Annotated in this window: 21 protein-coding genes and 1 tRNA gene; 9 read left to right on the top strand and 13 right to left on the bottom strand. The window is 68.2% G+C overall.

The annotated features are described in order from the left end of the window. Positions 1–295: 295 nt before the first annotated feature. The 12 genes from QIT00_RS18810 to dnaA all read right to left on the bottom strand — a co-directional run bounded on the left by QIT00_RS18810 (position 296) and on the right by dnaA (position 15,408). A complete protein-coding gene (locus QIT00_RS18810; RefSeq protein ID WP_282536447.1) occupies positions 296–1,570 on the bottom strand; it encodes a LacI family DNA-binding transcriptional regulator in 1,275 nt (424 codons plus the stop codon). Between the two features lie 22 nt (positions 1,571–1,592). Beyond that, entirely contained in the window at positions 1,593–1,847 is a 255-nt protein-coding gene (locus QIT00_RS38960; protein ID WP_408909799.1) for a DNA-binding protein, read from the bottom strand. Beyond that, positions 1,735–2,268: an AAA family ATPase gene (locus tag QIT00_RS38955; RefSeq protein WP_408909798.1), complete on the bottom strand. Its 534-nt coding sequence runs from the start codon at positions 2,266–2,268 to the stop codon at positions 1,735–1,737. The genes QIT00_RS38960 and QIT00_RS38955 overlap by 113 nt, the downstream gene beginning before the upstream one ends. Before the next feature lie 10 nt (positions 2,269–2,278). Further along, positions 2,279–2,352: transfer RNA gene (locus QIT00_RS18795), tRNA-Ile, on the bottom strand. Positions 2,353–2,451: 99 nt separating this feature from the next. Continuing rightward, entirely contained in the window at positions 2,452–3,093 is a 642-nt protein-coding gene (locus QIT00_RS18790; protein WP_282536446.1) for a DUF3566 domain-containing protein, read from the bottom strand. Positions 3,094–3,110: 17 nt separating this feature from the next. After that, positions 3,111–5,729, bottom strand: coding sequence for a DNA gyrase subunit A (gene gyrA / locus QIT00_RS18785; RefSeq protein ID WP_282536445.1), 2,619 nt, complete (start codon positions 5,727–5,729; stop codon positions 3,111–3,113). Positions 5,730–5,771: 42 nt separating this feature from the next. Further along, complete coding sequence (gyrB, locus tag QIT00_RS18780) at positions 5,772–7,832, bottom strand: DNA topoisomerase (ATP-hydrolyzing) subunit B (RefSeq protein ID WP_282536444.1); 2,061 nt, start codon at positions 7,830–7,832, stop codon at positions 5,772–5,774. Between the two features lie 499 nt (positions 7,833–8,331). Then, positions 8,332–8,910 (bottom strand): DUF721 domain-containing protein, encoded by a 579-nt coding sequence (locus QIT00_RS18775; protein ID WP_282536443.1) that lies wholly within the window; start codon positions 8,908–8,910, stop codon positions 8,332–8,334. Then, entirely contained in the window at positions 8,907–10,028 is a 1,122-nt protein-coding gene (gene recF, locus QIT00_RS18770) for a DNA replication/repair protein RecF (RefSeq protein WP_282536442.1), read from the bottom strand. Before recF ends, QIT00_RS18775 begins: the two co-directional genes overlap by 4 nt. Positions 10,029–10,196: 168 nt before the next feature. Continuing rightward, on the bottom strand, positions 10,197–11,072 hold the full coding sequence (gene gnd / locus QIT00_RS18765; RefSeq protein WP_282536441.1) for a phosphogluconate dehydrogenase (NAD(+)-dependent, decarboxylating): 876 nt from the start codon (positions 11,070–11,072) through the stop codon (positions 10,197–10,199). Between the two features lie 148 nt (positions 11,073–11,220). Next, positions 11,221–12,351 (bottom strand): DNA polymerase III subunit beta, encoded by a 1,131-nt coding sequence (gene dnaN / locus QIT00_RS18760; RefSeq protein ID WP_282536440.1) that lies wholly within the window; start codon positions 12,349–12,351, stop codon positions 11,221–11,223. A gap of 948 nt (positions 12,352–13,299) precedes the next feature. Beyond that, positions 13,300–15,408 carry a chromosomal replication initiator protein DnaA gene (gene dnaA / locus QIT00_RS18755; RefSeq protein ID WP_282536439.1) on the bottom strand — a complete coding sequence of 703 codons (2,109 nt, stop codon included), beginning with the start codon at positions 15,406–15,408 and terminating at the stop codon, positions 13,300–13,302. Between the two features lie 377 nt (positions 15,409–15,785). Between dnaA and rpmH the strand changes: the two genes are divergently transcribed. The 9 genes from rpmH to QIT00_RS18710 all read left to right on the top strand — a co-directional run bounded on the left by rpmH (position 15,786) and on the right by QIT00_RS18710 (position 22,748). Beyond that, positions 15,786–15,923 carry a 50S ribosomal protein L34 gene (gene rpmH / locus QIT00_RS18750; protein ID WP_016644655.1) on the top strand — a complete coding sequence of 46 codons (138 nt, stop codon included), beginning with the start codon at positions 15,786–15,788 and terminating at the stop codon, positions 15,921–15,923. Between the two features lie 20 nt (positions 15,924–15,943). Further along, the gene (rnpA, locus tag QIT00_RS18745) at positions 15,944–16,315 is read left to right on the top strand and encodes a ribonuclease P protein component (protein WP_282536438.1); all 372 of its coding nucleotides are present in this window, start codon (positions 15,944–15,946) and stop codon (positions 16,313–16,315) included. Next, a complete protein-coding gene (yidD, locus tag QIT00_RS18740) occupies positions 16,312–16,620 on the top strand; it encodes a membrane protein insertion efficiency factor YidD (protein ID WP_282536437.1) in 309 nt (102 codons plus the stop codon). The genes rnpA and yidD overlap by 4 nt, the downstream gene beginning before the upstream one ends. A gap of 3 nt (positions 16,621–16,623) precedes the next feature. Next, on the top strand, positions 16,624–17,925 hold the full coding sequence (gene yidC, locus QIT00_RS18735; RefSeq protein ID WP_282536436.1) for a membrane protein insertase YidC: 1,302 nt from the start codon (positions 16,624–16,626) through the stop codon (positions 17,923–17,925). A gap of 17 nt (positions 17,926–17,942) precedes the next feature. Next, positions 17,943–18,458, top strand: coding sequence for a Jag family protein (locus tag QIT00_RS18730; protein ID WP_282536435.1), 516 nt, complete (start codon positions 17,943–17,945; stop codon positions 18,456–18,458). A gap of 97 nt (positions 18,459–18,555) precedes the next feature. Continuing rightward, the gene (gene rsmG, locus QIT00_RS18725) at positions 18,556–19,278 is read left to right on the top strand and encodes a 16S rRNA (guanine(527)-N(7))-methyltransferase RsmG (protein WP_282536434.1); all 723 of its coding nucleotides are present in this window, start codon (positions 18,556–18,558) and stop codon (positions 19,276–19,278) included. A gap of 368 nt (positions 19,279–19,646) precedes the next feature. Continuing rightward, positions 19,647–20,723 (top strand): ParA family protein, encoded by a 1,077-nt coding sequence (locus QIT00_RS18720; protein ID WP_282536476.1) that lies wholly within the window; start codon positions 19,647–19,649, stop codon positions 20,721–20,723. Next, positions 20,720–21,820: a ParB/RepB/Spo0J family partition protein gene (locus tag QIT00_RS18715; RefSeq protein ID WP_282536433.1), complete on the top strand. Its 1,101-nt coding sequence runs from the start codon at positions 20,720–20,722 to the stop codon at positions 21,818–21,820. Before QIT00_RS18720 ends, QIT00_RS18715 begins: the two co-directional genes overlap by 4 nt. 310 nt (positions 21,821–22,130) lie before the next feature. Next, positions 22,131–22,748, top strand: a complete 618-nt coding sequence (locus tag QIT00_RS18710) for a GNAT family N-acetyltransferase (RefSeq protein ID WP_282536432.1) — start codon at positions 22,131–22,133, stop codon at positions 22,746–22,748. A gap of 110 nt (positions 22,749–22,858) precedes the next feature. Here QIT00_RS18710 and trxA read toward each other — a convergent pair whose 3' ends face one another. After that, positions 22,859–23,185, bottom strand: a complete 327-nt coding sequence (gene trxA, locus QIT00_RS18705) for a thioredoxin (RefSeq protein ID WP_282536431.1) — start codon at positions 23,183–23,185, stop codon at positions 22,859–22,861. Positions 23,186–23,193 lie beyond the last annotated feature (8 nt).

Below are 23,193 nucleotides of genomic sequence, written 5' to 3'. Positions count from 1 at the left end.
CCGGGGTGCGGCTTCGTTGGTGATCTGTCGCGCCGTCAGACTGTCTACGCGGGCTTGAGACCAGCCAACAGGCCCTGAAAATAGGGCGATTGTGACCATCAGAACGCATCGGGAGTGACCATGAACACGGTTGCACCATGAGCGTGCGGGAGTTGTGAAGGTCCCGCCCGAAGACTCCGACAGGTAGCCCCCTGAGGCTGCCGCCGCCGCTTGCAACAGAAGAGGGGTGCTCCCAGTGGAAGCACCCCTCTACATGTGTCGACTGCTCTACCGAGGTTCGAGCTGCTCGGCAAGCTCATCCGCGCGAGCTAGCAGCAGCATGTCCAGTAGGCCAACGGCTGACCGTGGGCTCATGGCCAAGCGAGCGTCCAACGCCACGTTCCAGTTGGTGTCCAGCCCCCCCCCAAGAAGGCGGCTCCGCATCGCGTCCGAGACGTGCGAGTAGCGCGCCGAGACCGAGCCGTCGATGTGACCCATCCGCTCGTCCATGAGGACCTTGGGTGTGCCCAGCTCCTCCATGTGCATCTTGTGGGAGTGACGCTCGCCGTGCGGCGTGAGGCCCGGGGCGATCGGCGCCCAACAGGCCGTTGCCCGGGCCTCGGCCTTGCGGCCCTGAACCAAAGTGCCCGGCATGCACGGGGCGGCCTGGATCGGTACGAGCGGCCCGAGCTTGTCCCCCTTTCCTTCCTCGGGGAGGTACCTGCCGTGCGCGGCCGGATAGAAGAGGCGGATCCGAAGGACGAGCGGCGCCAGTGGGCCGCTGTCTCTTCGACGTTCGTCCCCTCATGTAGTCGAGCTCGGCGATCACCTCGGTCACACGGAGGCGGGTCTCTTCTCGGACGACCTCCGGGTGATTGAGCACGTTCGAGACCGTGCCCGTGCTCACGCCTGCCGCCTTCGCCACGTCCTTGAGCGTCGGCCCTCCGCCTCGCCCCCAGCGCCGGACCGTGCCGAAGCTGTCGAAGAGGAATGCCCTGCCGTGGCAGGGACAAGGCTTCGGCTGTTTCTGCGCGATGAAGGCACGGAGAAGGTCGACGAGCCAGGCGTTCGCGTCCAGCGTCCGGTAGCTGTCGTCCTTCGGCGGGACCAGTTCGAGTTCGCCGGAGTCGAGCTCGACGAGCTGCTGTTCGACGCGGATCTCGTCGTCTCGTACGTACTGGGGCTCCAGGCCGACGAGTTCGCCGTACCGCATCCCCGTGTACCCGATGGTGACGTTGGCGACGAACTCGTCATCGCGGCCGGAGAGCACCGCCATGCGCTCGGCGATGAGCAGGATTCCCAGCGGGGACGTGGTCACCTTTTCAGGGCCGCGGTTGCCGATCCGGCCGGCGCGGCGTCCTCTATTACGTCGGCGGGTGGCCGGATTGGCGTCGATCAAGCCCTCGTCCATCGCATCTGCCAGAACAAGGTGCAGCCGCGAGCGGTACGTCGTGATGCTCTCGTGCGCGTACCCCGCGTCCCTGGCCCTCTTCTCCCACGCGCTGACCTGCCGCGCAGTGATCGACTTGAGAGGGCTGTCTCCGAACTCGGGGAGCAGGTGCCCTTGGATGTCCCGCCGGTAGTTGTCCATGGTGGTCGACGCGAGGTCGACCTCACGCGGCGGTGACGCACTGCGCCTGGCGCATGCGTCGGGGAAGTCGGGCCACGAGGGGAGTCCCTGAAGCCGCTTCCGTCGGGCGGGGTTCCTTCCGGCGCGACTTGCGACGCCCGACGTCCGGACCGCCAACCCCGTTCTCAGGGCGCTCCTCGAAGAGCCGGACGATCTCCGCGAAGTGCTCCGCCGTGAAGCGGTACGCCCCACCGGGGCGAGTGAAGGGGATGCGCTTCTTCCTCGCCTGTTCCTTCACCCACCACTCGGAGACTCCGAGCGCATCGGCGACCTCGGCCGGGCGGTAGAGGTCGCTTGAGGACGAGCGTGGCGTCCGCGGCGCCCGCGAGGCCGTTGGTACCGGAGACCTCCGCGAGGAAGTCGTCCGAACCGGCCTTGCGGACGTGGTGGACGAGGACGATCGCGATCCCGTAGCAGTCCGCGATGCGCTTCGCATGGCCGACGGCCGCGTAATCCGCGTCGTATGCGGAGGAGCCCGGCGCCGACGTGCCGCGCATCTTGGCGAACACGTCGATCACGATCATCCGGGCCTGCGGATTGCGCTCGCACCACTGGGCGATCAGCCTGGAGTGAGCGCGGCCAGCGGCCTGGGAGACGCCCCACGAACCCCAAACGCAGAGAAGCCGTCTCCCACCAGGGGAAACGGCTTCTCTTCTCACACTTCGAAAGTGGGGCTAACAGGATTTGAACCTGTGGCCTCATCCTTATCAGGGATGCGCTCTAACCAACTGAGCTATAGCCCCGCCGCGCTCTGCGGTGTATGTCCCGCGCGCTGACCTCTGAAGATTAGCGCACGACGCGGCCAGTCCCAAAATCGGTAACCCAGGAGCCTTCGGGGACGCTCACTCGTCCTCGGCGAGCGTCAGCTCCACGCCGCCCACGAAACCGGCGGACAGGTTGTAGATGAACGCGCCGAGCGTCGCGAGGGCCGTGGCCAGGACCACGTCGAGCACGGCGATGATCGAGGTGAAGAGGAGCACGCGCGGCAGCGACAGGAAGGACTGGAGGTCGAAGCCGTTGGACTCGTTGGAGCCGGTGGCCTCGGCGATCGTGCCGCCGACCGTAGAGAAGACGCCCATGGCGTCCATGACCATCCACAGCACGGCGGCCGCGACGATCGTGCAGATGCCCAGGGCGATGGAGAGCAGGAAGCTGACCTTCATCACCGACCAGGGGTCGGCCTTCGCGACGCGCAGCCGTGCCTTGCGCGTACGCGGCGTCGTGCGCGCGCCCGTGCGGGGCTTGCGGGCCGTGCCGCCCTCGGAGGGGTAGGCCTGCGGCGGGTGGTACGCCGTGGGCTGCTCCTGGGCGGGCGTGCGCTCGCTCGGGAGGGCGCCCGCGCCGGAGGCGCCCGCGTACGCCTCCGGCTGTGGTTCGCGGGTGTCCGTCACGGTGCCCCCCTGAGCCCCTTGCGGGTCAGTGGCGGGGCCACGGCCGCCGTCCGATCCGTTGGTGCCTGCTGAGGCGCCCGTGGCTCCACTCAAGACCTACACTCCTCGCGCTACTCGGACTCGGTGCCTGCGCCCTCGTCCGTGCCGTCGACCGGGGTCGGCTCGTCCGACTCGTCGACGTCGCCGTCGACTTCCTCGGCCTCGCGTCCGGCCTCGGCGTTACGTGCGATGCCGACCACGGCATCGCGCTTGCCCAGGTTGATCAGTTGGACGCCCATGGTGTCACGGCCCGTCTCCCTGACCTCGTTGACTCGCGTACGAATCACACCGCCGGAGAGCGTGATGGCGAGGATCTCGTCGGTCTCCTCGACCACCAGCGCGCCCACGAGTTCGCCGCGGTCCTCGACGATCTTGGCGGCCTTGATGCCGAGGCCGCCGCGGCCCTGGACGCGGTACTCGTCGACGTTGGTCCGCTTCGCGTACCCGCCGTCGGTGGCGGTGAACACGAACGTACCGGGCCTGACGACATTCATCGAGAGCAGTTCGTCGCCCTCGCGGAAGCTCATGCCCTTGACCCCGGAGGTGGCGCGGCCCATCGGGCGCAGGGCCTCGTCCGTCGCGGTGAAGCGGATCGACTGGGCCTTCTTGCTGATGAGGAGCAGGTCGTCCGCGGAGGAGACCAGCTCGGCGCCGATCAGCTCGTCGTCACGGCCGTCCTCCATCTCGCGGAGGTTGATGGCGATCACGCCGCCCGAACGGGGCGAGTCGTAGTCCTTCAGGGCCGTCTTCTTGACGAGGCCGGCCTTGGTGGCGAGGACCAGGTAGGGCACCGCCTCGTAGTCGCGGATGGCGAGGATCTCGGCGATCTGCTCGTCCGGCTGGAAGGCGAGGAGGTTCGCCACGTGCTGGCCGCGGGCGTCGCGTCCGGCGTCCGGGAGTTCGTACGCCTTCGCGCGGTAGACGCGGCCCTTGTTGGTGAAGAACAGCAGCCAGTGGTGGGTGGTGGACACGAAGAAGTGGTCGACGATGTCGTCCTGCTTGAGCTTCGTGCCGCGTACGCCCTTGCCGCCGCGCTTCTGCGAGCGGTAGTCCTCGGTCTTGGTGCGCTTGATGTAGCCGCCGCGCGTGATCGTGACGACGATGTCCTCTTCGGCGATCAGGTCCTCGATGGACATGTCGCCGTCGAACGGGACGAGCTTGGAGCGGCGGTCGTCGCCGAACTTGTCGACGATCGCGGCGAGTTCCTCGCTGATGATCTGGCGCTGCTTCTCCGGCGAGGCAAGGATCGCGTTGTACTCGTTGATCTTCGCCTGGAGTTCGTCGTGCTCCTGGGTGATCTTCTGGCGCTCCAGGGCGGCCAGGCGGCGCAGCTGCATCTCGAGGATGGCGTTGGCCTGGATCTCGTCGATCTCCAGGAGCCGCATCAGGCCGGTGCGGGCGACGTCGACCGTGTCGCTGCGGCGGATGAGCGCGATGACCTCGTCGATCGCGTCCAGGGCCTTGAGCAGGCCGCGCAGGATGTGGGCGCGCTCCTCGGCCTTGCGCAGGCGGAACTTCGTACGCCGGACGATGACCTCGACCTGGTGGTTGACCCAGTGCCGGATGAAGGCGTCGAGGGAGAGGGTGCGGGGCACGCCGTCGACCAGGGCCAGCATGTTGGCGCCGAAGTTGGTCTGCAGATCGGTGTGCTTGTAGAGGTTGTTGAGGACGACCTTGGCGACCGCGTCCCGCTTGAGGACGATGACGAGGCGCTGGCCGGTGCGTGAGGAGGTCTCGTCGCGTACGTCGGCGATGCCGCCGATCCTGCCGTCCTTCACGAGGTCGGCGATCTTCTGCGCGAGGTTGTCCGGGTTGACCTGGTACGGCAGCTCGGTGACGACCAGGCACTGGCGGCCCTGGATCTCCTCGACCTCGATGACCGCGCGCATCGTGATGGAGCCGCGCCCGGTGCGGTACGCCTCCTCGATGCCCTTGCGGCCGACGACGAGGGCGCCGGTCGGGAAGTCGGGGCCCTTGATGCGCTCGATCAGGGCGTCCAGGAGCTCCTCGTGGGAGGCCTCGGGGTTCTCCAGGTACCACTGGGCCCCCGCGGCGACCTCGCGGAGGTTGTGCGGCGGGATGTTGGTGGCCATGCCGACCGCGATGCCCGCCGAGCCGTTGACCAGGAGGTTCGGGAAGCGGGCGGGCAGGACCGTCGGCTCCTGGTTGCGGCCGTCGTAGTTGTCCTGGAAGTCGACGGTCTCCTCGTCGATGTCCCGGACCATCTCCATGGACAGCGGGGCCATCTTGCACTCGGTGTAGCGCATGGCGGCCGCGGGGTCGTTGCCCGGGGAGCCGAAGTTGCCGTTGGAGTCGACCAGCGGCATCCGCATCGACCAGGGCTGGGCGAGGCGGACGAGGGCGTCGTAGATCGAGGAGTCGCCGTGCGGGTGGTACGTACCCATGACGTCGCCGACGACGCGGGCGCACTTGTAGAAGCCCTTCTCGGGACGGTACCCGCCGTCGTACATCGCGTACAGGACGCGGCGGTGGACGGGCTTCAGGCCGTCGCGGACGTCGGGGAGCGCGCGGGAGACGATGACGGACATCGCGTAGTCGAGATACGAGCGCTGCATCTCGGTCTCGAGTCCGACGGGCTCGACGCGCATGCCGACGCCGGGGACCTCGGGGTCCTCGGGCGTGGGCAGGTCGGGCGTGACGGGGTTGTTCGGGGTGGTCTCGTCGGCCATTGCTGGTCAAAGTCCTTTCGAGCTGCGGCTGGTGCGGCCGACTCAGATGTCGAGGAAGCGGACGTCCTTGGCGTTGCGCTGGATGAACGAGCGCCGGGCTTCGACGTCCTCGCCCATCAGGACCGAGAACAGGTCGTCGGCCTGCGCGGCGTCGTCGAGCGTCACCTGGCCGAGTACGCGGTGGTCCTGGTCCATCGTCGTGACGCGCAGCTCCTCGGCGTTCATCTCGCCGAGACCCTTGAATCGCTGGATGGTGTCGTCGCGGAAGCGCTTGCCGGCCTGCTTGCCGAGCTCGACCATGGCGTCGCGCTCGCGGTCGGAGTACGCGTACTCCACGTCGTCCTTGCCCCACTTGAGCTTGTACAGCGGCGGGCGGGAGAGGTAGACGTGGCCGGCCTCGACCAGCGGGCGCATGAAGCGGAAGAGGAAGGTCAGCAGCAGGGTGTTGATGTGCTGGCCGTCAACGTCGGCGTCCGCCATCAAGATGATCTTGTGGTAGCGGAGCTTCTCGATGTCGAAGTCCTCGTGCACACCGGTGCCGAAGGCCGAGATGAGGGCCTGGACCTCGGTGTTCTGCAGGATCTTGTCGACCCGGGCCTTCTCGACGTTCAGGATCTTGCCGCGGATGGGCAGGATCGCCTGGTACTCCGGGTTGCGGCCGGACTTGGCGGAGCCGCCCGCGGAGTCGCCCTCGACGATGAAGATCTCGCACTTCGTCGGGTCGTTGGACTGGCAGTCGCTCAGCTTGCCCGGCAGCGAGGCGCTCTCCAGGAGGCCCTTGCGGCGGGTGAGGTCGCGGGCCTTGCGGGCGGCGACGCGGGCCGTCTGGGCCTGGATGGCCTTGCGGATGATGTCCGCGGCCTCGTTGGGGTTGCGGTCGAACCAGTCGGTGAGGTGCTCGTGGACCACCTTCTGGACGAAGGTCTTCGCCTCGGTGTTGCCCAGCTTGGTCTTGGTCTGGCCCTCGAACTGGGGCTCGCCGAGCTTGACCGAGATGATCGCGGTGAGGCCCTCGCGGATGTCCTCGCCGGAGAGGTTGTCGTCCTTCTCGCGGATCAGCCTGCGGTCCCGCGCGTACCGGTTGACCAGGGAGGTCAGCGCGGCGCGGAAGCCCTCTTCGTGCGTACCGCCCTCGTGCGTGTGGATCGTGTTCGCGAAGGAGTAGACACCCTCGCTGAACTGCGTGTTCCACTGCATGGCGATCTCGACCGAGAGCAGGCGCTCCTTGTCCTCGGCCTCCACGTCGATCACCGTGGGGTGAATGACGTCGCCCTTGCGGGAGTTGAGGTACTTCACGAAGTCGACGATGCCGCCTTCGTAGTGGTACGTGACCGTGCGCGCCTGGTCGTCCTCGGCACCCTCGGCGGAGTCGGCGCCGGTGGTGGCCTTGGCGGACTCGCGCTCGTCGGTGAGGCTGATGGTCAGGCCCTTGTTGAGGAAGGCCATCTCCTGGAAGCGCCGCGAGAGCGTCTCGAAGGAGTACTCGGTTGACTCGAAGATGTCCGGGTCGGCCCAGAACGTCACTGTCGTGCCGGTTTCGTCGGTGGCCTCGTGCCGTTCGAGGGGCGCGGTCGGGGCGCCGCCCTTGTAGTCCTGCGTCCAGCGGTAGCCGTCGGTCTTGATGTCGACGGCCAGCTTGGTGGAGAGCGCGTTGACCACGGAGACGCCGACGCCGTGCAGACCACCGGAGACGGCGTAGCCGCCGCCGCCGAACTTGCCGCCCGCGTGCAGCACGGTGAGGACGACCTCGACGGCCGGCTTCTTCTCGACGGGGTGGATGCCCACCGGGATGCCACGGCCGTTGTCGACGACCCGCACGCCGCCGTCGGCGAGGATCGTGACGTCGATGGTGTCCGCGTGGCCCGCGAGAGCCTCGTCGACACTGTTGTCGACGACCTCCTGGACCATGTGGTGCAGGCCCCGCTCACCGGTCGAGCCGATGTACATGCCGGGTCGCTTGCGGACCGCGTCCAGCCCCTCGAGGACGGTGATGGCGCTGGCGTCGTAGGACACCGGTGCCTCGCCGTTCTCGCCGGCGGGAGACGGAATGTTCTCGTTGGGGTTGCCGGAATCGGCCACGAAGCGCCCTTTCTGGCACAGCACAAGCCGAGCTCCCGTGTGACGGGAGCGGCTGCGTCGTTCTGTGTGTCGACTGGTGGTCGGCTGAGTGGACAGCCTGGTGCAGCGTTCTCGCGTGTTTCCTGACCGCGCCCCACGAATGGGGCGAGATTAGGCTTCAGTCTACCGGTAGCGCCGACAGTGATGGGCGTTTGGCGGTACCTGAGTCCGCATGTGCCGCCCTGAATCGGCCGCTGCCGACTCCCCATATGTGGAAAGGGGCTCCAAGAGGCTCACAGCGGCACTCAGCGCTTCGGGCTGTCAACCTTCCGCTACGGTGCGGTAGCACCCGATTTGGCTGGCCGTGCGTGGGGCGTGCCGGGGGCGGTGCAAGGGGCCGTCGGTGCGCCGCCGCCGGGGTCTCCTCGGACCTCTCCGCCGGCCTCTCCGCGGACCTCTCCGTCGGCCTCTCCGCCTGGCCTCTGTCGGCATCGCTCGGCCGCGGTCTGCATCGATCGGCTTGCTCGGCCGCGGTCGGCCTCGGTCAGCCGTAGGTGTCGCCGGGGCCCGTGCTGCCGGGGGCGCGCAGCGGGCCGAAGCGGCGGGCGGGGCCCTGCGGGCCGTGCACCTTGATCAGCTTCACGGTGCCGTGGCCGAGGTCCTGGTTGAGCCGCGCCACCAGCTGCGGCGCGAGCAGCCGCAGCTGCGTCGCCCAGGTCGTGGAGTCGCACTGGACGGTGAGGATCCGCTCCTCTTCGTCGTACCGCTGCGGTACGCAGTGCTTCGCGAGGTCGTCGCCGACGATCTGCGGCCAGCGGCCCATGACGCCGCCGACCGCGGCCGGGGTCTCCCAGCCACGCTCGGTGATCAGGCGGTTGATGGCGGCGCCGAGCGGCTGCGGGTCGCGCCCGTCCGCGCGGGCGCCCGACCTGAGGCCGCCGCGCCTGGCCTGCTTCTTCTGCTCCGCGGCGGCGCCGCGCGCGCGGGCCTGCTCCTTCGCGGCGCGCAGCGCGACCCGGGCCAGGTCGACACCGCTGGGCTCGGCGGGCTTGGGGTTCTCCCCAGGCTGACCGGGCTGACCGGACTGGTCAGGCTGACCGGGCTGACCGGGCTGATCCGTCATGCCCGGGTCACCTCACCGGCCGCGACCACGTACCGCGTGCCCGCCAGGACGGCCGGGACGTCGTCGTCCACAGCGGCCGTGACCAGGACCTGCTCGCCCGGCGCGACCAGCTCGGCGAGGCGTTCGCGGCGGCGGGCGTCCAGCTCGGCGAAGACGTCGTCGAGCACGAGCACCGGCTCGTTCCCCTCCGCGCGCAGCAGGTCGTACGAGGCGAGGCGCAGCGCGAGGGCGTACGACCAGGACTCGCCGTGGCTCGCGTACCCCTTCGCGGGGAGCTGGCCGAGCTTGAGGAGGAGGTCGTCGCGGTGCGGGCCGACGAGGGTGACGCCGCGCTCGATCTCCTGCTTGCGGACTCCGGCGAGTGCCTCGATCAGCTGCTCGTACAGCTCTTCGCGGCTGTGGGCGGTGCCTTCCGCGGACGGGCGGTACTCGAGGGCGAGCGGGCCGCCGCCGGGGGCCAGCTGCTCGTACGCCTTGTCGGCCAGGGGCTGGAGCGTGGCGATCAAGTCGAGCCGCTGGGCGAGGAGTTCGGCGCCGGCGCGGGCCAGATGCTGGTCCCAGACGTCGAGCGTGGACATGTCCATCGAGCGGCCGCCGTGCCTGCGGGCCATGGCGGCGGACTTGAGCAGGGTGTTGCGCTGCTTGAGTACCCGGTCGTAGTCGGAGCGGACTCCGGCCATGCGCGGGGAGCGGGCGGTGACCAGCTCGTCGAGGAAGCGGCGGCGCTCGCCGGGGTCGCCCTTCACCAGGGCGAGGTCCTCGGGCGCGAACAGGACGGTGCGCAGGATGCCGAGGACGTCACGCGGTCTGACCTGCGAGGACCTGTTGATGCGGGCGCGGTTGGCCTTGCCCGGGTTGAGTTCGAGCTCGATCAGCTGCCGGCGCTCGCCCTGGCGGACGGCGGCGCGGACGATGGCCCGCTCAGCGCCCATGCGGACCAGCGGGGCGTCGGACGAGACGCGGTGGCTGCCGAGGTTCGCGAGGTATCCGACGGCCTCGACGAGGTTGGTCTTGCCCTGGCCGTTCGGCCCCACGAAAGCGGTGACGCCCGGTTCGAGCGGGACCTCGACCCGGGCGTACGAGCGGAAGTCGGCCAGCGACAGATGCGTGACGTGCATGGCCGTGGACCGACCTCCCCCAAGTGTGGACAGCCCTGTGGATCCGCGTGCTGCGGATCCACAGGCTGTGGATCCGTTGACTGTTCTCTGCGTACTACTGCGTCTGCGTCTGCTTCTGCTTCTGCTTCTGTGCGTACTACGGCTACTCCGCGTCCTGGTGCCGCGGTGCTACTTCTTCTCCACCGCGTGGCCGCCGAACTGGTTGCGCAGCGCCGCGATCATCTTCATCTGCGGCGAGTCGTCCTGGCGGGAGGCGAAGCGCGCGAAGAGGGAGGCGGTGATGGCCGGCAGCGGCACGGCGTTGTCGATGGCGGCTTCCACAGTCCAGCGGCCCTCGCCGGAGTCCTGTGCGAAACCGCGCAGCTGGTCGAGGTGCTCGTCCTCGTCGAGGGCGTTGACGGCCAGGTCGAGCAGCCAGGAGCGGATGACCGTGCCTTCCTGCCAGGAGCGGAAGACCTCGCGGACGTCGGTGACCGAGTCCACGGCCTCCAGCAGCTCCCAGCCCTCGGCGTAGGCCTGCATCATGGCGTACTCGATGCCGTTGTGGACCATCTTCGCGAAGTGGCCCGCGCCGACCTTGCCCGCGTGCACGGAGCCGAAGTCGCCCTCCGGCTTCAGGGCGTCGAAGATCGGCTGGGCCTTCGCGACGTTGTCGGCGGAGCCGCCGTACATCAGCGCGTAGCCGTTCTCCAGGCCCCAGACGCCGCCGGAGACGCCGCAGTCGACGAAGCCGATGCCCTTGGCGGCGAGCTCCTCGGCGTGCTTCTCGTCGTCCGTCCAGCGGGAGTTGCCGCCGTCCACGACGACGTCGCCCGGGTCGAGCAGCTCGGCGAGCTCGTCGACGGTGGACTGCGTCGCGGCACCGGCCGGGACCATCACCCAGACGACCCGGGGGCCCTTCAGCTTCTCCACAAGCTCCCGCAGGCTGTGGACGTCCGCGAGGTCCTGGTTGCGGTCGTATCCGATGACGGTGTGGCCTGCGCGGCGGATGCGCTCGCGCATGTTGCCGCCCATCTTGCCGAGGCCGACGAGACCGAGCTCCATCAGGTCATCCTTCAATTAGCGTGCTGGTGTTTCGTACCCACGTCCGAGACTACGCCCGGACCTGTCGGCACACCTGCTGGCCCGGGCCGCTCAACTGTGCGGCCCGGGGCCCGCGATCCGTCCGTGCTCAGCTCAGCCGCTCAGCTGCTCAGCCGCTCAGGCGGACGGGCATGATCAGGTACTTGTACGCCTCGTCCGCCTCGGCGTCGAGCGCCGGCTTGCCGCTGAGCAGCGCGGGCTTGGTGGACGTCGTGAACGACAGCTGCGCGGCCGGGGAGTCGATCGCGCTGAGGCCGTCGAGCAGGAACGTCGGGTTGAAGGCGATCGAGATGTCGTCGCCCTCCAGCTGGGCGTCGACCCTTTCCACAGCCTGTGCGTCGTCGCTGGAACCGGCCTCCAGGATCAGCACGCCCTGCTCGAAGCTGAGCCGCACCGGGGTGTTCCGCTCGGCGACGAGGGCCACGCGCTTGACGGCCTCGACGAACGGCGCCGTCTCGATCACGGCCACGGAGTTGAACTCCGTCGGGAACAGGGTGCGGTACTTGGGCAGGTCGCCTTCGAGCAGCCGCGTGGTCGTACGCCGCCCCGCGCCCTCGAAGCCGATGAGGCCCTCGCCCGCGCCGGAGCTGGACAGGGCGATCGTGACGCTGTCGCCGCTGGTCAGCGACTTGGCGGTGTCCTGGAGCGTCTTGGCGGGGACCAGGGCGACCGCGGAGGTGTCCGGCACCTCGGGCTTCCACAGGAACTCGCGGACCGCGAAGCGGTAGCGGTCGGTGGAGGCGAGCGTGACCGTGTCGCCCTCGATCTCGATCCGCACACCCGTGAGCACCGGGAGGGTGTCGTCACGGCCGGCGGCGATGGCGACCTGGGCGGCGGCCGCGGCGAAGACCTCGCCGGGGACGGTGCCGGTGGCGGTCGGCATCTGCGGCAGCGCCGGGTACTCCTCCACAGGAAGGGTGTGGAGTGTGAATCGCGAGGAGCCGCAGACGACCGTCGCGCGCACACCGTCTGTGGAGATCTCCACCGGACGGTTGGGGAGGGCGCGGCAGATGTCCGCGAGCAGCCGGCCGGAGACGAGCACCGTGCCGTCCTCCTCGACCTCCGCCTCCACGGAGACGCGCGCCGAGACCTCGTAGTCGAAGCCGGACAGGCTCAGGGCGCCGTCCTCGGCCTTCAGCAGCAGGCCCGCCAGGACCGGCGCCGGCGGACGGGCGGGGAGGCTGCGTGCCGCCCAGGCCACTGCCTCCGCCAGTACATCGCGCTCCACCCGGATCTTCACGTAAGCCGCCTCCTGCTGTTGCCTGGCTGCTCGCCCTGCTGGCCTGCTGAGCCCTCTGGGCTCTCGTCGGTTTGGTCGGTGCGTCCCCAGGGTGGGGAGAACACCGGGGACCAGTCTGACGCACGGCACCGACACTCGGTGCGGCTCGGGGTCAAGTCGTGATGAGCGGCAGTCGACCGACGAAGCGCGAGTTGTGCACAGCCCCGTCTTCGAGACAAGTTTCCAGGGTTATCTAGGTGGGAGTAGTAGTAGGGCCTGTGGAAACCGTGGAAAACCTCGTTTTCGCAGGTCAAGCCCCAGATTTTTTCCACTGGTCCTGTGGGTGGAGGCGGTGGATAACCCGGCTCCGCTGTGGACACAGAAAAGTTCTGCACACCCGATACACAGGACAGGGCCAGTTCTCCCCAGCGCTGTCCCCAGCTTTACCCCGGTTCCCCACAGGCCAACCAAGCACCTTGGTGTGACGCCTTTCACTCGACCGGGTGAGAGAGCGCGTTGTGTTGCCGAACAGTGGACAGCCATGTGGAGAAGCTGGGGAAAGCTGGGGACAACCGGCCTCAGCCTGTGGGTTGCCGGTGGACAACGCTTCCGGCGCCTTGTGGGCAAGATCGTTGTCCACAGCCTGTGGAGATCTTTCATCCACGAATCCACAGGCATCTGACCTGCGGTGATGATCTGTCACCAAGGCCGCCTGTGGACGCAGTATGGACAACTTCCCAGTCCCCAGGGTGTGGACGGGCCCAGACCCGCATTTCTGTGGAGAACAGCCTCCCGCAGACCTGGAATCGAACACTCGGCGACCCCCGGGAGAAGAGCGGCCGCTCCCCAGCGGGCTCCGGAGACCGCTCCACAGGGGTTCCGGACACGGCAAAGGGCGCCCGGAGCGGGATGCTCCGGGCGCCCTTGGGACGCTCTCGCTGCGGCTGTCAGCCGTTCCTGATGCGGCGGTCAGCCGTTCTTGATGCGGTTGGTGAGCTCGGTGACCTGGTTGTAGATGGAGCGGCGCTCCGCCATCAACGCGCGGATCTTGCGGTCGGCGTGCATCACCGTCGTATGGTCGCGGCCGCCGAACTGGGCGCCGATCTTCGGCAGGGACAGGTCCGTCAGCTCACGGCAGAGGTACATCGCGATCTGCCGGGCCGTCACCAGGACGCGGCTGCGCGAGGATCCGCACAGGTCGTCCACCGTCAGACCGAAGTAGTCCGCGGTCGCCGCCATGATGGCCGTCGCCGTGATCTCCGGCGCCGCGTCCTCGCCGCCGGGGATCAGGTCCTTGAGGACGATCTCCGTCAGACCGAGATCCACAGGCTGTCGATTGAGCGACGCGAACGCCGTGACCCGGATCAACGCCCCTTCCAGCTCACGGATGTTGCGCGAGATACGGGACGCGATGAACTCCAGGACCTCGGGCGGAGCGTTGAGCTGCTCCTGCACCGCCTTCTTACGGAGGATCGCGATCCGGGTCTCCAGCTCGGGCGGCTGGACATCCGTGATCAGGCCCCACTCGAAGCGGTTGCGCAAACGGTCCTCCAGCGTCACCAGCTGCTTGGGCGGCCGGTCGCTGGAGAGCACGATCTGCTTGTTCGCGTTGTGGAGGGTGTTGAAGGTGTGGAAGAACTCCTCCTGCGTCGACTCCTTGTCCGCGAGGAACTGGATGTCGTCGACGAGCAGGATGTCCATCTCGCGGTACCGCTTGCGGAAGCTGTCGCCCTTGCCGTCGCGGATGGAGTTGATGAACTCGTTGGTGAACTCCTCCGAGCTCACGTACCGCACGCGTGTGCCCGGGTAGAGGCTCCGCGCGTAGTGTCCGATCGCGTGCAGCAGGTGGGTCTTGCCGAGCCCCGACTCCCCGTAGATGAACAGGGGGTTGTACGCCTTGGCCGGTGCCTCGGCGACCGCGACCGCGGCCGCGTGCGCGAAGCGGTTCGATGCGCCGATGACGAACGTGTCGAAGAGGTACTTCGGGTTCAGCCGCGCCGTCGGCTCACCGGGACCCGTCGCCGGAGCCGGCTGAGCGGCGAGCGGACCGGGCGCACCGCTGGAGGCGGGCAGCGAACTGGCCCCGGGCCCTGCCCCGTGCACACCCCGTCCCACCGGACCGCTGTGACCGCCGTGACCGCTGTGCGTCGAGTGCCCCGGCCGCGGACCGCCGTGGTTCTGATGCCCGCCGGGGCCGCCGGGGCCGCCGGGGCCGCCGGGGCCGCCGGGGGTGCCGGGGGTGCCGTGTCCGGACTCGGAGTGCTCCCGGCGCTCCCCCCGCCCCTGCTGCTCGTACGGCGAGCGCTCCTGTTCGTACTGCGGACGCTCTTGCTCGTACGACGGCCGCTCCTGCTCGTACTTTGAACGGTCCTGGTCGTACGAGGGTCGCTCCTGCTCGTACTGCGGGCGGTCCTGGGGGCCGGGGCGGTAGTCGTGCTGGCTGGAGGGAGAGGCGTACGGGTCGCGCTCGGGGTAGCCGAGGCGGGGCTGCTGCCAGCCGTAGTCGTCCTGCGTCGGCCGCGGCCAGGCGCCCGGTTCCGGACGCTGATAGTCCGGGTAGGCGGGGCGGGCCGTCGGGAGCTGGTCGTTGTGCGATCCGTTGTGGGATCCGTTGTGCGATCCGCCGTGTCCGCCCGGGTGTTCGCCGCGTCCCGCGGCCACGTCCTCGCGGCGCCGGTAACCGTCGTACTGCTCGCGCTGGTCGCGGTCCTGGTTCGCGCCCGGAAGTTCCTGCTCCTCGTACCGCTGCTGCGGCTCCTCGTAGCGCTGCGGGGCGGGGGCGGGAGCGGGGGCCGGTTCGTTCGCGGAGTCGTCGACGGTGATCGCGATGCGGATCGGGCGGCCGCACTCGCGGCTCAGGGTCTCGCTGACCACCGGGGCGAGCCGGCCCTCGAGGACACCCTTGGCGAACTCGTTGGGCACGGCGAGCAGTGCGGTGTCGGCGACCAGTGCCAGCGGCTGGCAGCGCCGGATCCAGTGCTCGTCCTTCGCCTCGACACCCTGACCGCGGCCCTCACCCAGGAGTTGTTCAAGGACGCGTGGCCACACTGCGGCAAGATCAGCAGGTACGTCAGCCACAGGGCACGCTCTCTCATGGGTCCCACGAAGGTGTGGTTCTCGGGACGGGTCGTAACGGAAATCGGGTGGTGCGGGGGGAAGGGAACGAATCGGAGTTCAGCCAAGGTAGTCAGGGCGACGGGTGCGGTTCAAGTTGTTGTCCACAGGCTGTGCACAGTGTCCCCCGCGTACTCCCGGTTTGACCGGATGGCGTAGCCGCGCGTACCGTGACCAGGTCGAGTTGTCGATGGCTGCTGCCGCCTGCCTCCGATGGGCATGGATCACGGTCCGATCTGAACCGTGCAGCGGTGCACTCGGGCGTATGCGAGCTCCTCGCGGGCGCACGGTGACAGCCAGACGACACCCGCCGTCACCCGATTCATTTCTGGAGCCCCCGAGTGAGCAAGCGCACCTTCCAGCCGAACAACCGTCGTCGCGCGAAGACCCACGGCTTCCGGCTGCGGATGCGCACCCGTGCCGGCCGCGCCGTTCTGGCGTCCCGCCGCAGCAAGGGTCGCGCCCGCCTGTCTGCCTGACCGCAGCAGGTCATGACGTCGTGCTGCCTACCGAGAACCGGCTGAGGCGGCGCGAAGACTTCGCGACCGCGGTACGCCGAGGACGCCGGGCCGGCCGCCCGCTTCTCGTCGTCCATCTACGCAGCGGTACAACGGACCCGCACGTGCCTGGGGAGAGCGTTCCCCCGACGCGTGCGGGTTTCGTCGTGAGCAAGGCCGTGGGCGTGGCGGTCGTACGGAACAAGGTGAAGCGCAGATTGCGGCACCTGATGCGCGAGCGGCTGGCCCTGCTGCCCCCCGGTAGCCTGGTAGTCGTACGCGCGTTGCCCGGAGCGGGCGACGCCGACCATGCACAGCTGGCCCGAGACCTGGACGTCGCCCTGGAGCGGCTGCTGGGAGGGGGCGCGCGATGAAGTACCCACTGCTGGCCTTGATCAAGATCTACCAGTGGACCATCAGTCCACTCCTCGGCCCTGTGTGCAAGTACTACCCGTCGTGTTCCCACTACGGCTTCCAGGCCATCGACCGGCACGGTGCGATCAAGGGGACGGCGCTCACTGCCTGGCGCATCCTGCGGTGCAATCCGTGGTCGCACGGAGGCGTGGACCATGTCCCGCCGCGCAAGCGACCTCGGTGGCACGAAATGCTGCGCAACGCCTGGCGCAACAAGGGCGGGACCTCCGCCACTGAGACCCCGTCCCATGCTCAAGGAGCCTGATTAGTGGACACGATCGCCAGTTTCTTCAGTTTTATCACCACACCCGTCGCATGGGTCATCGTCCAGTTCCACAAGCTGTACGGGGCGGTCTTCGGCCCGGACACGGGCTGGGCCTGGGGCCTGTCGATCGTGTCTCTGGTGGTTCTGATCCGGATCTGCCTGATCCCGCTCTTCGTGAAGCAGATCAAGGCCACTCGTGGCATGCAGACGCTGCAGCCCGAGATGAAGAAGATCCAGGAGCGCTACAAGAACGACAAGCAGCGCCAGTCCGAAGAGATGATGAAGCTCTACAAGGAGACGGGCACCAACCCGCTCTCCTCGTGCCTTCCCATCCTGGCGCAGTCGCCGTTCTTCTTCGCGCTGTACCACGTGCTGAACAGCATCGCGTCGAACAAGACGGTCGGCTCCGTCATCGACGAGCAGCTGCTCGCGAGCGCGCAGAAGGCTCACATCTTCGGTGCCCCGCTGGCCGCGAAGTTCATGGACAGCGCCGAGAAGGTGGCGTCCCTCGACGCCACGCTGCTCAACGTCCGCATCGTGACCGCGGTCATGATCATCATGATGTCGCTGTCGCAGTTCTTCACGCAGCGCCAGCTGATGACGAAGAACGTCGACATGACGGTCAAGACGCCGTTCATGCAGCAGCAGAAGATGCTGATGTACGTCTTCCCCATCATCTTCGCCGTCTTCGGCATCAACTTCCCCGTCGGTGTGCTCGTCTACTGGCTGACCACCAACGTGTGGACGATGGGCCAGCAGATGTACGTCATCCGCCAGAACCCGACCCCGGGCAGCAAGGCGCAGGGTGCGTACCTGGAGCGGCTGCAGTCCAAGCTGACCCGCAGCGAGGGCGCCAAGATGCGCAAGGGTGAGCGCAACGTCGTCAAGGCGATCGTCGCCAAGGGCCGCGACCGCAACGACATCGAGCGCAAGTTCATCAACGGCCTGAGCAAGGCCGGATTCGCCGCGCAGGCCGACGGTGTGGTGGCGAAGAGCGATACGGCCGTAGCCGTGGCCGAGGGCGACGAGTCCGGTGCCGTCGGCGGTACGCCGAAGCGCCAGCAGCCCAAGCGCCAGAGCAAGTCGCAGCGGCAGTCGGGCGCCACGCAGGCGCAGCCCACGCAGAGCGACTCCGACGCCAAGACCTCGCTGCAGAAGTCGGGAGACGAGCCCAAGGACTCCGTTTCCAAGGCCAAGTCGGCGGGTGCCAAGCCCGGCACCGGCGGCGGCACCGGCAACCGCAGCAAAGCCAAGTCCGGACAGCGCAAGGGTCCGCAGCGGCCCAAGCACCCGTCCAAGAAGTAAGAAGAGGAGCCCATCCCGTGACGGAAGGCACCAACACCTCGGCTGCTGCTGAGGCCGGCGACACCCTCACCCACCTTGAGCAGGAGGGTGAGATCGCGGCGGACTACCTCGAGGGTCTGCTGGACATCGCCGACCTCGACGGCGACATCGACATGGACGTCGAGGCCGACCGCGCCGCTGTCTCGATCATCAGCGACTCCGGCGGCCGTGACCTGCAGAAACTGGTCGGACGCGACGGCGAGGTGCTTGAGGCTCTGCAGGAGCTCACCCGGCTCGCCGTGCACCGCGAGACCGGTGACCGCAGCCGCCTGATGCTGGACATCGCCGGTTTCCGCGCCAAGAAGCGTGCCGAGCTCTCCGAGCTGGGCGCCAAGGCTGCGGCCGAGGCCAAGAGCAGCGGCGAGCCGGTCAAGCTCAAGCCGATGACGCCGTTCGAGCGCAAGGTCGTGCATGACGCGGTCAAGAGCGCCGGTCTGCGCAGCGAGTCCGAGGGCGAGGAGCCGCAGCGCTTCGTCGTCGTTCTCCCCGCCTGAGCCCCAAGCAGTTCCCGGCCCCGTCTGTTTCGCAGGCGGGGCCGATCTTTGTCAGCCTGATAGTCAGCACCCAGTGCGGTACGGAAGGACGGTCCCCGTGACGGAGGCAGCAGAACTCCCCCCGGCGCCGGAGCAGGCCCGTGAGGTATTCGGTGAGCGCTTCACGGACGCGGTCCGGTACGCGGAGCTGCTGGCCGACGCAGGAGTGCGGCGCGGTCTGATCGGTCCGCGCGAAGTGCCCCGGCTGTGGGAACGGCACCTGCTGAACTGCGCGGTGCTGTCCGAGGTCGTGCCCCAGGGCGTGACGGTGTGCGATGTCGGCTCGGGTGCCGGGCTTCCGGGGATCCCGCTCGCCCTGGTCCGCCCCGACCTGAAGATCACGCTCCTCGAACCGCTGCTCCGTCGTACGAACTTCCTCACGGAGGTCGTCGAGCTGCTCGGCCTCGACCATGTGACGGTCATGCGCGGGCGGGCCGAAGAGGTGCTCGGCAAGTTCCAGCCCGTCCATGTCGTGACGGCCCGTGCTGTGGCTCCGCTGGACCGCCTCGCCACTTGGGGCGTGCCGCTGCTCCGTCCATACGGAGAGATGCTGTTGCTCAAGGGCGACACCGCCGAGGAAGAGGTCCAGGGGGCCAAGGCCGCGCTGAGCAAGCTCGGTGCGGTGAAGACCTCCGTGCTGCACGTCGGTGAGGGCGTGGTCGACCCGCTGTCCACCGTGGTGCGGGTCGAGGTCGGGGAGAGCCCCGGCGGCGTGCGGTTCGCGGCGAAGCGGGCCAAGGCTGCTCGGCCCTCGCGGGCTGCGCGCGGACGTCGTCGCTGACGCCTATCGGGGACTCGCTTGCGTGAGCGGCCCCCTGTGGTGGTCACGGTTCATTGCCAACGGGTTCTTTGCCAACGGTTCTTTGCCACCGAACGCCCGGACCGCTTGAGCGAGTTGAGGCACCTTCACGTCCCGCCGCCTTCGGTATGGATAAAGCGGGCAAATCGGAGTGTCACGGGTTAAACGGACGCCGCCCTGGCATCGTGTTTCACGTGAAACGTCGCTCACTGCTGCAGGGGATCATCAACCGAGGTCGCGCCGCCGCCACCCCGCGTGACCGGAAACCCCCCGTAAGGGGGGCGGAGTTTTCCACAACGGCGGATTCATCCACAGAAGAACGGGCCTCGCTGGTTCGCGACCCCAAGGGCATGGGAGGCTCTGTTCATTGCGAGCCTGAAGTCGAGGAGAGTGAATCCTTGCGGTCCGACGCCAACATCGCGGGACCGATGACCGATCCGGTCCCCGGTCCCCGTACTGAGTCGGCGGGGGAGGATGTTTCACGTGAAACACCGCCCCCGATGGACGACACCCCCATTGGTCGTGCTGCCCAACTGGCGGTGGAAGCTCTTGGCCGCGCCGGCGAGGGGCTCCCACGGCCCGAGCAGACCCGAGTCATGGTGGTCGCCAACCAGAAGGGCGGGGTAGGGAAGACGACCACGACGGTCAACCTTGCCGCCTCGCTCGCGCTGCACGGTGCGCGCGTTCTGGTGATCGACCTTGACCCGCAGGGCAACGCCTCCACGGCGCTGGGGATCGACCATCATGCCGAAGTCCCGTCCATCTACGACGTGTTGGTGGAGAGCAAGCCGCTCTCCGAAGTGGTCCAGCCCGTCCCCGACGTCGAGGGTCTCTTCTGCGCCCCGGCCACCATCGATCTTGCCGGTGCGGAGATCGAACTGGTGTCGCTGGTCGCGCGCGAGAGCCGTCTGCAGCGGGCCATCCAGGCCTACGAGCAGCCGCTGGACTATGTCCTGATCGACTGCCCGCCGTCCCTGGGCCTGCTCACCGTCAACGCCCTGGTCGCCGGAGCAGAGGTGCTCATCCCGATCCAGTGCGAGTACTACGCACTGGAGGGCCTCGGCCAACTGCTCCGCAACGTCGATCTCGTACGCGGGCACCTCAACCCCGACCTGCATGTGTCGACGATCCTGCTCACCATGTACGACGGACGGACCCGCCTTGCCTCCCAGGTGGCGGACGAGGTGCGCAACCACTTCGGCGAAGAGGTGCTGCGGACGAGCATCCCGCGTTCCGTACGTATCTCGGAGGCTCCGAGCTATGGGCAGACCGTGCTGACTTATGATCCGGGGTCGAGTGGCGCACTCTCGTACCTCGAAGCAGCCCGCGAGATGGCGCTGCGTGGGGTGGGCGTACGGTACGACGCACAGCAGGCCCACTCGCGTATGCAGAACGGGCAGCAGAATATGGCGGAGGGGATCCAGTGAGCGATCGACGTAGGGGGCTGGGCCGGGGACTGGGCGCACTGATCCCTGCCGCCCCGACAGGAGAGAAGCCGGCAGCGTCGGCCGAGGGCGAGGGCTCGAACTCCCCCAGCTCGGTGCCGCTGCTGACAGCTGAACGGGGCGTTCCCGCAGCCAAGTTGGCGTCACTGCCGCAGAGCATGCCGCAGGGCAATGTTTCACGTGAAACGGAGCCGGCGCCGAGCGAGACCGTCTCGACGCCGGAGCCGCCCGCGGGTGCGCACTTCGCCGAGCTTCCGCTCGACAGCATCACGCCCAACCCGAGGCAGCCGCGTGAGGTCTTCGACGAGGACGCGCTCGCCGAGCTGATCACCTCCATCAAGGAGGTCGGTCTCCTCCAGCCCGTCGTCGTACGGCAGTTGGGGCCCGCGCGCTATGAGCTCATCATGGGTGAGCGGCGCTGGCGGGCGTGCCGTGAGGCGGGGCTTGAGCGGATTCCCGCGATCGTGCGGGCCACGGATGACGAGAAGCTGCTCCTGGACGCGCTCCTCGAGAACCTGCATCGCGCCCAGCTGAACCCGCTCGAAGAGGCCGCGGCGTACGACCAGTTGCTGAAGGACTTCAACTGCACGCATGACCAGTTGGCCGACCGGATCGGGCGTTCGCGTCCGCAGGTCTCCAACACTCTGCGGCTGCTGAAGCTCTCGCCGGCCGTGCAGCGTCGGGTGGCGGCCGGGGTGCTGTCGGCCGGGCATGCTCGGGCGCTGCTGTCGGTGGAGGACTCGGAGGAGCAGGACCGGCTCGCTCACCGGATCGTCGCCGAGGGGCTTTCGGTGCGAGCGGTCGAGGAGATCGTCACGCTGATGGGTTCGCGGCCCAAGAGCGCGCCGCGCAGCAAGGGTCCGCGTGCCGGTGGCCGTGTCTCGCCCTCGCTCACCGATCTCGCCTCCCGGCTGTCGGACCGCTTCGAGACGCGGGTGAAGGTGGACCTGGGGCAGAAGAAGGGCAAGATCGTCGTTGAGTTCGCCTCGATGGACGACCTGGAGCGCATTCTCGGCACGCTCGCTCCGGGCGAGGGGCCGGTCCTGGACAAGGGGCCGGCGCAGGACGCCGACGAGTAATGGCGTAGCTGAGAGGCCGATGCAGAGCAGGCCGTGTCCGGTGTGTACCGGAACACGGCCTGCTCTTTGCTTTCCGCCGGTATCGGTGCAATCGCTGGGTGGATACGATGCGATCGAGTAGGGCGCATCCACCTGGCAACACCTCAGAAGAAGGGGCGGGGGCCATGCGATCGGTGAGCCGGACGGGCCTGGTGACCGCAGGGCTTGGGCTGGGAGCTGTCGGCGGTTTCGTCGGCAGTCTGCTCAGGGAACGGAGCGTTCTGACAGCCGCCCGTGCGGCGGCGCGTCAAGAAAGTGAGGAATCGCCTTCATGGGGCGTCGGCTCGTACCGCTCACGCTGGACAATCTCCCGGATCTCCCGAAGCGGTGCCGTACATGTGTCTTCTGGGAGCTCGATCCGGTCAGCGGACAGGACGCGGTAAAGGCAGGCACTCCGGAGCTGGAGAAGGAGGCCTGGATCTCCGCCGTGCTCCTGGAGTGGGGCTCGTGCGGCCGTGTCGTCTACGTGGACGACGTGCCGGTGGGCTTTGTGCTGTACGCGCCGCCGGCCTATGTGCCGCGCTCCACGGCGTTCCCCACGAGCCCCGTGTCCCCCGATGCCGTGCAGCTGATGACGGGCTTCATCATTCCCGGCTATCAGGGCCAGGGGCTGGGCCGCGTGATGGTGCAGACCGTCGCCAAGGATCTGCTGCGGCGGGGCTTCAAGGCGATCGAGGCCTTCGGCGATGCGCGGTGGAAGGAACCCGGGTGTGTACTGCCCGCGGACCATCTGCTGGCGGTGGGCTTCAAGACCGTACGACCGCATCCCACGTATCCACGGCTGCGGCTTGAGCTGCGTACGACGCTCTCCTGGAAGGAAGATGTCGAGCTGGCCCTCGACCGCTTGCTGGGAGCGGTGCAGAAGGAGCCGGCGCTGCGTCCGCTGTGAGGCATCGGGGAGCGCATGACCGGGAGATGCGAACGGGCCCAACCCCTTGGAGGGTTGGGCCCGTTTCACGTGAAACAGAGAGGCGCTGATCGTGCGCCCGCGCGGGAGGACTACTTGATGAAGTCCGCGAGGTCGCGCTCGATCGCGGCCTTCGGCTTGGCTCCGACGATGGTCTTGGCGACATCGCCGCCGTGGTAGACGTTGAGGGTCGGGATCGACATGACGCCGTACTTCGCGGCGGTGCCCGGGTTCTCGTCGATGTTGAGCTTGGCTACGACGATCTCGTCGTGCTCGGCCGCGATCGCCTCCAGGGAGGGGGCGATCTGGCGGCACGGGCCGCACCAGGCGGCCCAGAAGTCGACGAGCACGGGCTTGTCGCTCTTGAGCACCTTCTCGTCGAAGTCTGCGTCCGTCACGGTGATCGTGGCACCGGCCATGGCTTTGT

The organism is Streptomyces luteolus (genome assembly GCF_029968015.1).
Classification (GTDB): domain Bacteria; phylum Actinomycetota; class Actinomycetes; order Streptomycetales; family Streptomycetaceae; genus Streptomyces; species Streptomyces luteolus.
The sequence above is the reverse complement of the archived record's forward strand: the minus strand, read 5'-3'. Positions and strand labels throughout refer to the sequence as shown.

Coding starts and splice junctions, on each gene's coding strand:
- trxA (WP_282536431.1), bottom strand. CDS start 23,185: ATGGCCGGTGCCACGATCACCGTGACGGACGCAGACTTCGACGAGAAG.
- QIT00_RS18775 (WP_282536443.1), bottom strand. CDS start 8,910: ATGACGGATCAGCCCGGTCAGCCCGGTCAGCCTGACCAGTCCGGTCAG.
- yidD (WP_282536437.1), top strand. CDS start 16,312: ATGAAGTACCCACTGCTGGCCTTGATCAAGATCTACCAGTGGACCATC.
- QIT00_RS18810 (WP_282536447.1), bottom strand. CDS start 1,570: ATGGACAACTACCGGCGGGACATCCAAGGGCACCTGCTCCCCGAGTTC.
- gnd (WP_282536441.1), bottom strand. CDS start 11,072: ATGGAGCTCGGTCTCGTCGGCCTCGGCAAGATGGGCGGCAACATGCGC.
- QIT00_RS18710 (WP_282536432.1), top strand. CDS start 22,131: ATGGGGCGTCGGCTCGTACCGCTCACGCTGGACAATCTCCCGGATCTC.
- gyrA (WP_282536445.1), bottom strand. CDS start 5,729: ATGGCCGACGAGACCACCCCGAACAACCCCGTCACGCCCGACCTGCCC.
- QIT00_RS18720 (WP_282536476.1), top strand. CDS start 19,647: ATGGGAGGCTCTGTTCATTGCGAGCCTGAAGTCGAGGAGAGTGAATCC.
- recF (WP_282536442.1), bottom strand. CDS start 10,028: ATGCACGTCACGCATCTGTCGCTGGCCGACTTCCGCTCGTACGCCCGG.